The sequence below is a fragment of the Micromonospora sp. NPDC048842 genome (assembly GCF_040649935.1).
Lineage (GTDB): Bacteria > Actinomycetota > Actinomycetes > Mycobacteriales > Micromonosporaceae > Micromonospora > Micromonospora hortensis.
Map to the genome: position 1 here is coordinate 427834 of NZ_JBEZGK010000003.1, position 14505 is coordinate 442338.

Consider the following 14505-nt stretch of genomic DNA (forward strand, 5'->3'; position numbering starts at 1 on the left):
CAGTGTCAACCATGAACCGGCGCAGGACACAGGACTGCCGGCGATGTCGGGTCTCAGGACGTCGGTGACAGATCAGTCTCGGGACCTGCGTGACACGTCCGGCTAGACGATCTTGTTTCCCATGTAGCAGGCCCTCAGCGTCGCATGGTTGATGCCCCTGGGAGGCTGAGGGGGTGGAACAGTCTGCGTGGGCGGAGATATCGGCGCTGGTGGCAGCGGCTCCGTATCCGGTGGAGGTGCTGCCGGCCGACTCTGAGCGGGCGGCGGCCTGCCTGGCGGCCCTGGAAATCACGACGAGGTCGTGGCTCGGCGCGGTGGTGGCCAACAGTGGCGGGCTGGTGATCGATCACGGTTGGCTTCGGGTGCTCGGCGGTGGGCAGGACGGGCTGCCGGATGTAGCTGCCGAGATGGATGCCAATGATGGTCGTCTGGTCGTCGCCTTCGACGTGATGGGCGGACAGTTCGCGTGGTTGCCGGCAGAGCCAGGCGCGAGGCCGACGGTGCATTACTTCGGCCCGGAGGACCTGGCGTGTCATGATCTTGAGCTCGGGTACGGCGACTGGCTGCATGCGATGCTCGCTGGCGCGGTGACGCAGTTCTATGAGGGTTTGCGCTGGCCGGGGTGGGAAGCCGAGGTGGCCAGCGTCGCTCTGGATGAGGGGATCAGCGCGTTGCCGCCGCCGTGGACCAGGGAGGGGAAGGATCTCTCGGTGGTGTCCCGTAAGCCGATCCGGCTTGCTGAGCTCGTTTCGGTTCACCAGGAGTTTGCGCGTCAGCTCCGCTACCTCTAGAACACCGCTGCCTCTCCGGTCGACGGCCCGAACGCGGTGTCATCGTGGCGTCCTTCGGGCAGGCTCGGGTTTGCGGACCTTGAACCGGGCGATCGGTTTGACGGTGGTGCGGGTGACCTCGGTGACGAGTTGGTCGCCGTCATGGACGCGGAAGGTGGTGTCGGCGGCTTCGACGGTCAAGGTTGATCCGGCGTGGGCGATGCCGACGTGGATGCGTTGACCGGCGATGACCAGGGCTCCGCGGCAGCTGACACGGCGTTGAACCCGGATCGGTTCGGGTGTCGGGGTTGGTGGTGGTCCGGCGGGGCGGGCGTCGCGGATGCGGGCGATCTCGGCCGGTGCCAGCGGGTTGGGCAGGCTGCGTAGTAGGACGCCGTCGGCGGTGATCTGCATGAGGCCACGGTCGAGTCGGACGGTGACCCGCTGTCCGGCGAAGTGGTAGCCGACGGGGTGTTGGCGGCCGGCGAAACTGATCAGGCCGGTGGCGTTGACGAGCCGTTCGACTTCGATCGGGGCGCCGGCCTGGACGGTGCCTGTGGTGATCGGTGGTGGCCCGGCAGGTCGGGCGTCGTCGGCGAGGAGTTGGCGCAGGTGGTCGGGGGTGAGCCGAGACGGGACGGTCTTGAGTCGGACGCCGTCAATGAGCAGGTGGACGACGGTGGTGTCGACCCAGAGGGCGACCGGTAGTCCGGCGCGTGTGGGGCTGAGCCAGAACTGTTGCCCGCAGACGGTGAGGTTGCCCGAGGCGGGAACGATCCGGGTGACCTCCACGGCCAGGCCCACGTTGCTGGTGGCCACCGGCGCGGCGGGGACGGTGGTCTGCTCGGCGGATGGTGCGGGCGCCGGTGGCGGCGCCGACAGCCGGCGGCGGGGCTCAGGAACGGTGGTGGTCAGCGTTCGCGGAAGCAGCAGCGGCAGCTGCTCGTCGGCTGGTGGGGCGATGAACCGGTCGGCGGGGAATGCCATGCTCAGGGACTGGTGCGGCCGTTGGGTGTTGTATTCGTGGCGGAATGCGTCGATGGCGGCTTGGGCTTCTTCCGGGTTGGCCCAGACCTCGACCTCGTCGAGGAGTTCGCGTTGCAGGGTCTGGTGGAACCGTTCGACTTTGCCGGTGGTAGTCGGGGTGCGGGGTTTGGTGTTGCGGGCCACGATGCCGTTCTCGCGGCAGATGCGTTCGAACATCACCTCCGCTGGGCGGGGCTGGTTGAACCGGCCGGTGAACTGCTTGCCGTTGTCCGTCAGGACCTCCTCGGGGATCCCGAACCGCTGCAACGCTTCGCTGAAGGCGAGGCAGACAGCCCGGCCGGTGGCCCGCCTGACGACCTGGGCGATGACGCAGAACCGGAAGTGGTCGTCGATGCCGGTGACAACCTTCGCCTCACCACCGTCAGCCAGCCGGATACCACCAACGATGTCCAGCTGCCACAGCTCCATCGGCCGGCCCCGTTCCCACCGTTTGTAGTCCTCCCGACGACGACGGCGGGGCGTCGGGTTGACCAGCCCGTGCCGGATCAACACCCGATGCACCGTGACCCGAGACGGAATCGGGCCAGGGCAGTTGCGGCGGCCCAGCTCAAAGACCAGACGACGAGCACCCCAGCGAGGGTGGTTCCGCCGCAGCTCACAGATCAGCGCCTCCACCTCAGGCGGAGTCTGCCCCGGCGAGGAACGCGGACGGCTGGACCGATCGGCCAGCCCTTCCAGGCCCTCGTCCTGATACCAGGCCAGCCAGCGATGCACGGCCTGGCGGGAGACTCCGAACCGTTCGGCGACGTCCGTGACCGTCGACCCGGCGAGCACGTCCTGGACGGCTCGGTACCGCTGTTCCATCACGCTCATCTCCACCAACACTCGGCGGAGTGTCACCCAGGTCCTGATACCGATGTGTCACGCAGGTCCCGAGACCGGACACCGGACTGCCGGCGATGTTGTGCAAAGTTTCTGTACGTCTTCAAGGCGGCCCTGAACGGGCCGCACGCGCCGCCGCCTGGGCGCGCGTCCGTCGCTCCGCTGACGCTCCGACTCCGGCCACGCAACACGCCCGGCGGCTGGCGCGGAAGCGGGAAGCCCAAGGGGCCGCCGCAGAACGACAGGGAGCGTTGGCCAGGTGGTGAGCCGGCAGCCGGCCGGGCCGCGCGGCCACGAGCCCGCGCGACGCACGGGAGCGCACGCCGGCCGCGTCGGCGAGCTGGCGATGGTCGCGGGGTTGCGGTTACTGCGCCTCCGGCGGGGGCGCTCGGGCTCCGAGATGGTTGCAACCCCGTCGGCGGGTTGCGGTCCGTGGGTGGTTGCGCGAGCCATCCCGCCAGCCGACGACCCGGGCAAGCCGAGCAGACCGCCACCCGACCCGCCAGCGTCCGAACGTGCGTCAAGGCCGTCTTGACGTGGCGGGCCGGGAGGCGGCCCGCTCCCCAGAGGGCGGGTCGACGGCGGACGGGATGGCGCAGCTCTCGTCAGGGGTTGCGGCAACCGCCTATCTTCCTGCTGTGAGCTTTGTTGGCAGTATGTCGCTGATCAGTGACCTTGACTTAGGAGATGTCCCAGCGTGGGGTTCATTCGTCACCACTCTAGGTGCGTTCGTAGCCGCTATCTGGGCGGGCAGGACAGCCCGGAGACTTTATGAGCGAGAATCAGCACGCGATCAGCGCGCGGAGGAAGACCGGCGTGAGCGCTCGGAGGAGCAGCGGAGAGCCCAAGCTGTGCAGGTCTGCGGATGGTTCGGCAGAACGCCGAGATCAGGGGTTATGGGCGGGTTCTGGTGTGCTTGGATGCAGAACGCCTCCCCTGTTCCTGTTCACGATGTGAAAGTCGAATTCTACTTCCGCAAGTTTGGCACGGAGGGGGAGCCGGACTTGCGGGATACGAAGTTGATGAGCGTTCTTCCACCCGCAAGTGAGCCGACGGTTGTTTTGCCTGACGGTGACCTGACCCGTGAGGGGGGCGAGCTGGACGCATACGGTGAACCTGTGGTTTCGGAAACAACTAAAGACTTTGCCGTAGCGATCGAATTTACTGACGCAGCGGGATATCGCTGGCGGCGCAACACACGCGGTCAACTGACGGAGCTGTCGATTAAGGAGCACTGATGCGCGAGCAATGGCCTGACTGTCTGAGCCCCTGGCCGTCGGCCAACTCGATATGCAAGCTGAGAGTGAGGGTTTGCCGGATGGGCGGGACCCCGCTCGCGGCTCAAGCGCTAAAGTCGATCGGTGTCATAAATGTCGAGATATCTGAACTCGGCGTGCATGGCTCGGCCAGCCGTCGTGCTCGTTCGTCTTCGCTGATCTCACGTCGTGGATGTGGTACGTGCTCAGCATCGACCCAGCCACAGTGCCCACAGACGCCAGCGACCACCCGGTACGACTGGCAGGACTCGCATCGAACGCTCAGTCGAGCGTGACGCAACCGTGCAGCACTGAACATGCCAAGCAAGTGCTCCACCATCTTGAGCGCGATCTCCGCATCTATCCGTGCGGCGTTCTTGGCATGTGTTAAGCCGTTGGTGTATGACCACGTCTCTATCGAAATAGCCTTTAGATAAGATCGCAGTTTCGCGGACGAATCGCCCGGTGCAAGGCGATTGGCCAAGTGTTCCACCCAGCCCTTGAAATCGGCCTTTTTCGGCGGCGGGGTGCCGTCCGGCACCAGGTTTTCATCGGCAGTCTCGTCGATGAATGATACGAGGCACTCCCGCAGCCGCATGCCGACGGCCTGAAAGTTCTCGGCCTCATCGCCGCTATCATAGGCATCAAATGCTTGCTGCCAACGTCGCCATGATCCCGGCAGAAGCTCAGCGTGAGGTTCGGCGACTGGAACTTCACGCTCCTGCTGATAGGACAGTCGTAGAGCCAAGCCGACATGGAATGTCAATACAACATCGCGGCTTTTGAAGTCGACTTGGCTGTACAGATACATGGGTTCCGTGACAACCCACCAGCGACTACCGGTGCAGTGCACATCCCAGATGTCGTGCCGCACACGTCCTACCAGCTCGGAAGCGGCCTTCTCAAGGTGGACAACCTCTTCCTTGGCCTGGTCCCGGACATAGGCACGGACTGCCTCTTGCTCACGCTTGCTGGGGCGCATGTGGCATGCCTTCCGACTGGTGCTATCGAGCCCACGTCGACGAGGGTCAGGCTCAGGCCGTCCCTAGGCCGTCGGAGGCCGATCATGAGCGACTAACGACAACCACTGGTGACGACGTCTACCCAGGTGACAAGGCGTGATGCGCCTCTTGACCAGGCCAGCCACCGCCTCCTTACCTGTAGTTGTTGAACTGCACAGCCCGCACCCGACCGCAACGTGAGTCCGTCCGTGGGCCCGCCAGATGCAGTCGATGATGCTCCTCTCTCTCAGCGGTTCCGGCCGGGGCTGTTCCGGTTGCCGCGACCTGCCAGGCCGTAGGCGACGGCCCCGATCAGCAGCCCGACGATGGCTCCCATCAGGCCGGTGCCCAGCGCCGAGTCTCCTGCCTCGTACCCGTCGCCGCCCAACCAGCCCCAGAGCGCCCCACCGAGCGCTCCCAGGACCAGGCCGACCAGCGGGAGGCTTCTCCTCATACCCACCATAATGACGTCCCCGCCAGCGGAGGGCTAGCGTCGCCCACCGAGAAACGTGCGTGCGATTGGCGTGCCCGATCTGTGCCCGACGCAGCGGTCAACACGGGGCCACACCGATACCCAGCCGGTCCTGCAATCGACGCCCTGTAGCTGTGTCTCGCGTGACGTGACTACCCACCGTACGAATCAAGGCGATTCCCAAGCTGAGGTTAAGCACCTTCCAAACTGACGACCGTGGAGACCTCCCCGGCGAGACCAGGTGGATGTACGGTCCATCGCCATGAGCTATGACCTGATCTTTGTGCCTCGAAGCGACGAGCAGTCCTGGGATGATGCGTTGGACGCGGCAGAAGACGCCGACAGCGACGAGCGGCCAAGCGGCGAGGCTTGGGCCCGACTGGTGGCGGCGGCGCGACAGGTGCTCGGTGAGGTTTCTGTCTTCGAGGGGGCCCACAATTACGAGCTAACCCACGAGCCGACTGGCATCCAGGTCAGCTACTACGCAGAAGAGGCTGGGATCACGGTTCCCTACTGGTACCGAGGCGGAGATGCTCGGGCGGTCGTCACGGCGATGTATCAACTCGGCGAAGCCGTCCAGGCGGTCACGGGCCTACCCGGGTACGACCCCCAGCTGGAGTTGCCGTTGTCGGATGCCGTCACGCAGATGGAGCTTGCCGTCAGCGCCTTCGATGAGGTCGCGGCGTCCTTTGCGGAACGAGGGATTTCCAGCCCCAGCAATGGCTGAGTGACTATCTGGGTGACGACGGGCACGAGCGGCGGCGGACGTGCACGGACGATCGTGGACCGTTGTCGCAGGTACACGCCCAGGACAGCGCAGGTCAGCGAGCCGTGTTGGTTGCCTGGGGGTCAAGGGGTCGCGGGGTTGACATCCATAGGAGCATCGGGATGGGGCGAGAGACCAACGGGGTTATTCTCGGCCAACGTCACGTAAGACCGTCGATGCTGGCTCCGTGCGTCGCTGCCTTAGGGGAAGACAATTTCATCGGGGGAGGCGTACCAATGGAAGACATTGACGAAAACGGCATATTCTGGCTGCCTGGCTCACCAGAAAAAACATTTGTTGGCCACCTGAAGTTTAGTGCTGAGGGCGGAGCGTCGCTGGTTGCACTCGAAGGTTTTGCCGTCCCGCGTCAATCAGGAGATGCCGTTCCGCGCATCCTCGGGCAAGTGAGAAATAAGAAAGTAACGCTACTTGATTCCGGGCGATTCGCCGAAACGGTTTACGGTGCTGGCCTGGCGTACAGCAGATATCGTCCCCAGCACCTGTTCATGGGCCAATCTTTCATACCTGAAGATGAGCCATCTTTCACAACCGCTCACGCGAGATATCATAACCTTCCCCAATGGGTCAATCGCACTGGCTTCATTTTTGATCGTCACGATAGCCTGGACGAGATCACAATCCGATACAAGCAGCCTGATGCGCTAACAGGCCAATTTTCTCGCGGGACCGTCTATGTAGACTTCAGCTGGCGATCCGATGGAGAAGATCTTCGCGAAAGACGAATTGTCGAGTGGCCCAGCGTCCGAGTTGCCTATCCCCACCCCACCCCACTCGGCGAAGTTCTGAGGGATCTTCGGCACGTTCAAGACCTAGTCACACTTTGCACTGATGCGCCTAGTCAAATCAACTCGATCAGATTGCAACGACCGGACCTACCGCAGATAAGTCTGGCTGGGAAACCGTTTCCCAACTCGCAAGACCCGATTGAATACTTCAATGAGCCGGTCGAATCGCCCAACGGATTGAAGACTGTTCATAGTCATCGCATGCTGGTCGGATTGGATGATGTTGGTGGAATCGAGACCATATGCAAGTGGCTCGATAATGCAGATGATTTGGGATACGTCTTGGGCTTGTTGATGACGGGCCGAACAAACAGAAGCGTGTATGTCGAAAACCGATTTCTGAACATTTGTGCTGCGGCGGAGGCTTTCCATCGCCTGATTTACGGGGGTACTCAAATATCCCCAGCGCGGTTTGAAACCTTGCGGAAGCTGGCTATTGAGAGCATGCCGAACGGAAAGGATCGAGCATGGATTAAAGGCAGACTGCGGTACAACGAGCCAACTCTAGCCGATCGGCTGCAGTCGCTTGCCAGCGAAGTTGAACCCGCTTTGGATGGGCTAGTTCCTGACGTTAGGAGTTGGTCGATAACTGTTGCCGAGGTCAGAAATAGGTTAGTGCATCAAGATCGCCCCGGGATGCATGCGTTTGATGGCTCCCTACTATATTGGCTAGCCGAGTCTGTGTTCTCGCTGGCGCGTGCATCCATGCTGCGTCATGCAGGTGTCGGCGAAGCGGTGATGCGCCACATCGGTGAATCGCGCAGAACGACTTGGTATCGCACCAGGCTCGATGACGCCCTCACCCGAGCACGTCAGCTGCTCGATCAACGTCGTTCGGCTCTGTGAAGCGCTGGCCCTGCCCTGGCCCTGCTCGCCTGCTGGCGACCTCCGCCCGGCATCGGCGGGGCGGGTCGGGTGTGACCGGCAAGATCCGGAACATGCGCGGAATGATCAAGCGCACCGCTTGGAAGTCGGCGAGCGTACGTCCTGGTAGGACGAGGGGTGCGCCTGCCGGCGCTAGCCCCTTCCTAAACCGTGTGCGTCTGATGCCGCCTGGGGCACGTCTGGGGTCCGGCATCGGCAGACCCAAGATCATGCCGTTCCCAGGCCGTCTTAGGTAGACCAGCAGTGACTACCGATGACCGGCTATGACCTCTTCAAGCCTAGGTCACGAGGCGTCTCGTCCACTTTGATCGGCTGTGCTCATCGTCGGGATCAATACAACGCCAAGTGTTGAACGCTTACTCCTGTGGCGGGGGTGTGAGCCAAGCCAGGGGTTGTCCGTTGAGGGCGGCGTCGGCAAGGCGGTGGGCGCTGGCGGTCTTCAGAGCGGCTCGCGAGCTGTCGATCCAGCGCTGCACGTTGTCGACGCCTTGGTGGCGGTACTCGACGGCTTGGACGAGGCATTCCAGCTTGTCAGCGTCACGAGCGACGACAGCTTCTAGTGTCTCGCCAGCTTCGTATTCGGCGACTGCGGCGGTGATGACGTCGGCGACGGCCGGTGGGCAGGCGGCGACCTGGTCGGCGGTGACGGCGGTGTTTGGTACGGCGGTGAGGTAGCGCTTGGCGATGTGTGGGATGTCGGTGATTCGGGTTTCCTGGGTGTCATGCAGGGTGCAGAGCATCGACACTCGGGCTGGGTCGGCGCCCTCCATGGCGGCGAGCATCACTCCGATGAGCGCCGTTCGGAAGGAGTGCTCGGCGATGGTTTCGGGTTGCTTGACGCCGGCGAACCACCAGCCGGTCCGGGCGGCGCGTTTGAGGACGCCAGCTTCGAAGATGAAGTTCATCGCTCCGGCGGCGTCGTGGTCGTCGGTCATCTGCCCGTCCCTGTGCCGGTGAGCCCGTCCGCCCGCAGGCTGTAGACGATAGAGGTTAGTTCCTGCCGCGACTGCGCGGAGATCCGGTCACTGTCCAGGAGCGGGACGCTGCGGTCGAGGAGCGCCCGAGTCGCGGCGGGGTTGTCGAGAGCGAGACCGCGTCGTGCGGCCAGCAGAGCCCGGACGTTGTGGATGGTGAGGTCGACGAAAGGACGCTCTGGTTCGAGGCGATGGACCAGGTGTCGAAGAAGGATTGAGTCGTGCCAGTCAGCGAGCGCTTCGGGCATGAAGGAGTCGTCGCGGTGGCGGTGCGGGATCTCGCCCACCCAGTAGGCCGAGTAGTTGAGGGCCGCTCGCTCGCAGGCGTCGTCGGGGTGTGCGCGAGCGATGAAGTCTCGTAACGGGTCCGGGTCGCCCTGGTTAGCGAGGGACGTGACAACGGAGCGGGCGTCGGGCCACAGCGGTGACCACGTGCGAAAGGTGGTCGTGCGGCGTGCTCGGGCGGTGGTCTGGGTGAGCCAACCTGCTGCTGGCTTGGTGGGGTCCGCACCGGCAAGGAAGCACGCTTGCCGGTGCGGCAGTAGGTTGCGATGCCGTGCGGCTGCGGCGCGATCGGCGAGCATGTGAAGGTGAGCGAAGAACGCACGTTGCTCGTCGACGGGCAGGCTAGGCCCGGACGCGACTGGATCCCGTCGGAGATGGGCGGCGGGTAGCCCTTTGGCGACGTGCCGCGAGGGCCGGACCGGTTCCCCTCCGGTCCGACCCCCGCGATCAGGTCCGCGCTAGGCGCGGATCCTGCGCTGCCGGACGACCAGCAGCAGCGCCGCGCCCAGGAGCACCGCCAGCACGCCGGCGCCCATCCAGAGCCCGGCCGGGAACGACGTACCGGTAACCGGGAGCTTGCCCTTCACCGGGATGGTGATGGTGGACTCGGGCGAGATCGGCGCCGGGCCGTCCGGCGGGGTGCCGGTCGCCGTCGCGGTGTTGCGCACCGACCCGTTGTGGTAGTCGGCCTTGCTGACCGTGTACGTCGCCGTGCAGGTCACTGCGGCACCGGCCGCGAGGGTGACGGCGCCGTTCGGGGTCCGCTCCGGACCACAGGTGATCGGCCCGAGGTTGGCCGCCGAGGCCGGCGCGGTCAGGGTGTCGGTGATCGTCACGCCGGTCAGCGGCACCTGACCGGTGTTGGTGACCACGAACTGGAACGGCACGTGTTGCCCCGGTCGGACGATCTTGTTGGTGCTGCTCGACTTCACCACGGTGATCGCCGCTCCGCGGGTGGCTGTGACCTCGGCCGAGGCCGGCGCAGAGCGTACCGGTGCGGGTGGGGCCTGGCCGGGGATGGTCGGCGGCGTGCCGGCCGCGACGGCCGTGTTGGTGATTCGGCCGGCCTCGATGTCCGCCGCGGTGACCGTGTAGGTCGACGTGCAGGTGGTGCTCGCCCCGACGGCCAGGGTGACAGCGCCGTTGGCGACCGGCGGCGTGCCGCAGGTGATCGCCCCGGGCGTCCCGGTGCCGGAGAAGTCGGTCTCGTCGACAGTCACCGCGCTGAGCGCTGTGGTGCCGGTGTTGCTCACCACGAACCGGTACGTGACCACGTCACCGGCCGCGGACACCACTGTGGGCGTCACCGACTTGGTGATGGCGATCGCCGGGTGTGGGATCGGGATGTCCACCGGCGACGGTGGGGAGACCGGCGGTGGCCCGAACGGTGGCGTACCGGTGGCAGTGGCGACGTTGCGCAGCGACGAGCCGGTGAAGTCCTCAGCGGTCACCGTGTAGGTCGTCCGGCACTGGATGGAGGCGCCCGGCGACAACGTCACAGCGCCGTTCGGGATGTCCTGCGGACCGCAGGTGATCGGCCCGAGCACGCCGCGCTCGGACGGCGGCAGCACTGTGTCGTTGACTGTCACGTTGGTCAGGGTGAAGCCGCCGGTGTTGACGACCAGGAAGGTGTAGGGCACCTGCTGGCCCGGCGCGGCGATCGCCACAGTGGTCGTCGACTTGATCACCTCGATGTTGGCGACGAGGCCGGACTCCGGGATGGTCAGTGTCGACGGCGGCGAGTCGACCGGAGCGCCCCCGCCCGGCGGTGTGCCGTGCGCGGTGGCGACGTCGGTGACCCCGTTGTTGTCGAGGTCGGCCTGCGTGACGGTGTAGGTGGCGGTGCAGGTGGTGTTCGCGCCGGGCGCGAGGGTGGTGGCGGCGCAGGTGATCGGGCCGAGGTCGGCGTTTGACGACGGCGGTGTCTGCACGTCTGTCACGTTGACGTTGCTCAGCGTGAGACCACCGGTGTTGACCACGAGGAACCGGTACGGGACCTGCTGCCCGACCGCGTTGATCGCCGCCGTCGTGGAGGTCTTCACGACCTGGATCGCGGCGACGATCCCCGCGTCCGGAATGGTGAGCGTCGCCGGCGTCGAGTCGATCGGCGTGTCACTGCCGGCCGGTGTGCCGTGTGCGGTGGCGACGTCGGTGACGCCGTTGTTGTCGAGGTCGGCCTGCGTGACGGTGTAGGTGGCGGTGCAGGTGGTGTTCGCGCCGGGCGCGAGGGTGGTGGCGGCGCAGGTGATCGGGCCGAGGTCGGCGTTGGACGACGGCGGTGTCTGCACGTCGGTCACGTTCACCGAGGACAGCGTCACGGTGCCGGTGTTGGCCACCAGGAACCGGTAGGGCACCTGCTGCCCGACCGTGTTGATCGAGACGGTGGTGGACGACTTCAGCAGCGAGATCGACTGGATCAGGTCGGCCGCCGGAATGGTCAGCGTCGAGGGTGTCGAGTCGATCGGGTCGTCACTGCCGGCCGGTGTGCCGTGTGCGGTGGCGACGTCGGTGACCTCGTCGTTGTCGAGGTCGGCCTGGGTGGCCGTGTAGGTGGCGGTGCAGATGGTGTTCGCGCCCGGCGCGAGGGTGGTGGCGGCGCAGGTGATCGGGCCGAGATTGGCGTTTGACGACGGCGGTGTCTGCACGTCGGTCACGTTCACGTCGTTGAGCGTCACGCCGCCGGTGTTGGCCACCAGGAACCGGTACGGCACCTGCTGACCGACCGCCGTGATCGACGTGGTGGTCGACGACTTCACCAGTGAGATGCCGGGGACGACCACGTCGCTCGGGATCGTCAGGGTGGCCGGCGGCGACTGTACGGGCGGCCTGCCGCCGGGTGGTGTGCCCTGCGCTGTCGCGCTGTCCCGGACCGAGCCGAAGTCCAGGTCGGCCTGGCTGACGGTGTAGGTGGCCGTGCACAGGGTCTGCGCGCCGGGGGCGAGGGTGGTGGCGGCGCAGGTGATCGGGCCGAGGTTCGCGTTCAACGACGGCGGTGTCTGCGTGTCGGTCACTGTCACCCCGGTGAGGGTGAACCCACCGGTGTTGACGACGTGGAACTGGTACGGGACCTGTTGCCCGACAGTGGTGATCGACGTGGTGGTCGAGGTCTTCAGGATGGCGATGGACGCGACCAGGCCGGTCTCCGGAATGGTGAGTGTCGAGGGCGTCGAGTTGACAGGTGCGCCGACCGTTGGGGTGCCGTGCGCGGTGGCGACGTTGGTGACGCCGTCGTTGTCCAGGTCGGCCTGGGTGACCGTGTAGGTGGCGGTGCACAGGGTCTGCGCGCCGGGGGCGAGGGTGGTGGCGGCGCAGGTGATCGGGCCGAGGTTCGCGTTTGACGACGGCGGTGTCTGCACGTCGGTCACGTTCACGCCGGTCAGGGTGAATCCGCCGATGTTCAGCAGGTGGAACTGGTACGGGACCTGCTGCCCGACAGTGGTGATCGATGTGGTGGTCGAGGTCTTCAGGATGGCGATCGCCGCGATCAGACCGGCCTCGGGAATGGTCAGCGTCGACGGCGGTGAGGTGACCGGCGTACCGCCGCCGGGCGGGGTGCCGCGCGCGGTGGCGACGTTGGTGACGCCGTTGTTGTCCAGGTCGGCCTGGGTGACGGTGTAGGTGGCGGTGCAGGTGGTGCTCGCGCCGGGCGCCAGTGTGGTGACCGGGCAGGTGATCGGGCCGAGGTTCGCGTTGGACGACGGCGGCGTCTGCGCGTCGGTGACGGCCACGTTGGTCAGGGTCAGACCGCCGGTGTTGGCGACCAGGAACCGGTACGGCACCTGCTGCCCGACCGTCGTGATCGACGTGGTGGTGGACGACTTCACCACGGTGACGGCTGCGGTGAGCACCGGCGCCGGGATGGTCAGCGAGTTCGGATCGGAGACCACCGGTGCACCGGTGGGTGGGCTGCCCTGTGCGGTGGCGACGTTGGTGACGCCGCCGTTGTCCAGGTCGGCCTGGGTGACCGTGTAGGTGGCCGTGCAGGCCGTCTGCGCCCCTGGCGCCAGGGTGGTGGCGGCGCAGGTGATCGGGCCGAGGTTGGCGTTCGACGACGGCGGGGTCTGCGTGTCACTGACCGAGATGTTGGTCAGAGGGACGCCGCCGGTGTTGACCACGTGGAACGAGTACGGCACCTGCTGACCGACGCTGGTGATCAGCGTGGTGGTCGACGACTTGATCAGGGCGATATCGGCCGGGGTTGCGCCCGCGCAGGACAGTGTGGTGCTGAACGGGAAGTAGTGGATCTCGCCGCCGCGGTGGTCCAGCGTACGGGTGATGACGCTGCCCTCGGTGTTGCTGGAGGAGAGGTCGGTGAGGCTGGCGTTGGGGGCGTAGATGGTGCCCTCGACGGTGGCGGCGTTCGGGGTGAGGGTGAGCGCGGTGGCGGTCGGGAAGTTGAACAGGATGTAGCGCGCCTGCGGCCCACCGATCCCGGCGAAGTTCGGCGCGGTCCAGGCGAACGTGTTGCCCACCCCGCTGGTGTCCACGTTGACCAGCAGTGGCGTGTCGGCGGTCGGCTGGCTCGCGAAGGTCAGGGTCTGGATGTTGGCCAGGTCGGCGGCGGTCAGGTTGAGCACATTCGTCACGCCCGGGGTCAACGTGACGACGGCGTTGCTGCCTGGCGGGATCGGGCGGGGCAGCACGTCGCCGTTCGGCGTCCGCAGCACCACGGTGTTGTCGCAGGTGGCCAGGCCGGCCGTGGTGTCGCGGAAGGCGGCGAACGCCCCGGCGAAGTTGATCGGCGAGGTCGGCCCGACGCTGGCAACCGGCTGCCGGGTGACCAGTTCCACCCGGGGTGAGGCGTCGTAGTCGTTCGCCGGCAGGATCCGGGTGTTGACCTGGGCGCCGTTGTTGTCGGTGTTGCGGACGAAGGTGCCGGTCAGGTTGCCGACCTTGGCGTAGCCGTTGGAGAGCACCTGGAGGCGGCTGCCGCCGACGCTGCCGGCGAAGTTGACCCGTCCACCCACGACCAGGGCGCTGGGGTTGGCGTCGCCGGGCACCACGAACGATCCGGCGGTCGCCCCGGCGAGTTGGTAGTTGCCGAAGGTGAGGTCACCGCCGACGGCGAGGGTTCCCTCGTTCTCGTCGTTGTTCACTGTGGCGTTGCCCTCGGTCATCACGCCGAAGCTCAGCGCCTCGGCGACCGGGTCGACAGGGCCGATGGCGTCGTCGACGGCGGCCAACACCGGATTGATCGGGGTGGGCGCGCCGGGTGCCGGCACCAGCAGACCGTTGACCGCCAGCACGCCCGCGACGGCGGCCAGCGCCGTCGCTCGTGACCTGCGGCTACCCCACCACGAAATCTTCATCACGCCCCCGTTGGTTCGAATGTGCCAGGGGAGCCTATAGGGGCAAAAACACCCTTATGCCGGGTTTGTCCGAATGGCGGTCCTGCCGGGCGGGCTTCGAACTGTGCGCACC

Annotated in this window: 9 protein-coding genes and 2 pseudogenes; 4 read left to right on the plus strand and 7 right to left on the minus strand. The window is 66.0% G+C overall.

The features are described 5' to 3' along the window. Nucleotides 1-173: 173 nt before the first annotated feature. The gene (locus AB0C19_RS06765; RefSeq protein ID WP_357180539.1) at nucleotides 174-791 is read left to right on the plus strand and encodes a DUF2625 family protein; all 618 of its coding nucleotides are present in this window, start codon (nucleotides 174-176) and stop codon (nucleotides 789-791) included. A 39-nt stretch (nucleotides 792-830) separates the two neighbouring features. Here the strand turns inward: AB0C19_RS06765 and AB0C19_RS06770 are convergent, their stop codons facing one another. After that, a complete protein-coding gene (locus AB0C19_RS06770; RefSeq protein WP_357180724.1) occupies nucleotides 831-2630 on the minus strand; it encodes an IS481 family transposase in 1800 nt (599 codons plus the stop codon). 929 nt (nucleotides 2631-3559) lie between these two features. Here AB0C19_RS06770 and AB0C19_RS06775 point away from each other — a divergent pair. After that, nucleotides 3560-3877: a hypothetical protein gene (locus AB0C19_RS06775; protein WP_357180542.1), complete on the plus strand. Its 318-nt coding sequence runs from the start codon at nucleotides 3560-3562 to the stop codon at nucleotides 3875-3877. A gap of 103 nt (nucleotides 3878-3980) precedes the next feature. Here AB0C19_RS06775 and AB0C19_RS06780 read toward each other — a convergent pair whose 3' ends face one another. Both AB0C19_RS06780 and AB0C19_RS06785 read right to left on the minus strand, forming a co-directional pair. Next, nucleotides 3981-4877, minus strand: coding sequence for a hypothetical protein (locus tag AB0C19_RS06780; protein WP_357180545.1), 897 nt, complete (start codon nucleotides 4875-4877; stop codon nucleotides 3981-3983). A gap of 266 nt (nucleotides 4878-5143) precedes the next feature. Further along, nucleotides 5144-5350 (minus strand): hypothetical protein, encoded by a 207-nt coding sequence (locus AB0C19_RS06785; RefSeq protein WP_146755391.1) that lies wholly within the window; start codon nucleotides 5348-5350, stop codon nucleotides 5144-5146. A gap of 280 nt (nucleotides 5351-5630) precedes the next feature. On the opposite strand from AB0C19_RS06785, the gene AB0C19_RS06790 reads away from it, so the two are divergent. Both AB0C19_RS06790 and AB0C19_RS06795 read left to right on the plus strand, forming a co-directional pair. Next, nucleotides 5631-6095, plus strand: coding sequence for a hypothetical protein (locus AB0C19_RS06790; protein WP_357180547.1), 465 nt, complete (start codon nucleotides 5631-5633; stop codon nucleotides 6093-6095). Between the two features lie 275 nt (nucleotides 6096-6370). Continuing rightward, on the plus strand, nucleotides 6371-7786 hold the full coding sequence (locus tag AB0C19_RS06795; RefSeq protein WP_357180549.1) for a HEPN domain-containing protein: 1416 nt from the start codon (nucleotides 6371-6373) through the stop codon (nucleotides 7784-7786). A 395-nt stretch (nucleotides 7787-8181) separates the two neighbouring features. Here the strand turns inward: AB0C19_RS06795 and AB0C19_RS06800 are convergent, their stop codons facing one another. The 4 genes and pseudogenes from AB0C19_RS06800 to AB0C19_RS06815 form a co-directional block, all read right to left on the minus strand. Then, on the minus strand, nucleotides 8182-8760 hold the full coding sequence (locus AB0C19_RS06800; protein WP_357180552.1) for an HD domain-containing protein: 579 nt from the start codon (nucleotides 8758-8760) through the stop codon (nucleotides 8182-8184). Beyond that, nucleotides 8757-9455: pseudogene (locus AB0C19_RS06805) on the minus strand (transcriptional regulator); the annotation flags it as partial. The gene AB0C19_RS06800 and the pseudogene AB0C19_RS06805, both read right to left, overlap by 4 nt. Nucleotides 9456-9542: 87 nt before the next feature. Next, entirely contained in the window at nucleotides 9543-13217 is a 3675-nt protein-coding gene (locus AB0C19_RS06810; protein ID WP_357180727.1) for a hypothetical protein, read from the minus strand. A 75-nt stretch (nucleotides 13218-13292) separates the two neighbouring features. Continuing rightward, a pseudogene (locus AB0C19_RS06815) lies at nucleotides 13293-14393 on the minus strand (choice-of-anchor A family protein); the annotation flags it as partial. Between the last annotated feature and the right edge of the window lie 112 nt (nucleotides 14394-14505).

What these genes read in the sequence shown, in the direction of transcription:
- AB0C19_RS06770 (WP_357180724.1), bottom strand. Translation starts at nt 2,630, where the DNA reads ATGAGCGTGATGGAACAGCGGTACCGAGCCGTCCAGGACGTGCTCGCC.
- AB0C19_RS06775 (WP_357180542.1), top strand. Translation starts at nt 3,560, where the DNA reads ATGCAGAACGCCTCCCCTGTTCCTGTTCACGATGTGAAAGTCGAATTC.
- AB0C19_RS06780 (WP_357180545.1), bottom strand. Translation starts at nt 4,877, where the DNA reads ATGCGCCCCAGCAAGCGTGAGCAAGAGGCAGTCCGTGCCTATGTCCGG.
- AB0C19_RS06785 (WP_146755391.1), bottom strand. Translation starts at nt 5,350, where the DNA reads ATGAGGAGAAGCCTCCCGCTGGTCGGCCTGGTCCTGGGAGCGCTCGGT.
- AB0C19_RS06790 (WP_357180547.1), top strand. Translation starts at nt 5,631, where the DNA reads ATGAGCTATGACCTGATCTTTGTGCCTCGAAGCGACGAGCAGTCCTGG.
- AB0C19_RS06795 (WP_357180549.1), top strand. Translation starts at nt 6,371, where the DNA reads ATGGAAGACATTGACGAAAACGGCATATTCTGGCTGCCTGGCTCACCA.
- AB0C19_RS06800 (WP_357180552.1), bottom strand. Translation starts at nt 8,760, where the DNA reads ATGACCGACGACCACGACGCCGCCGGAGCGATGAACTTCATCTTCGAA.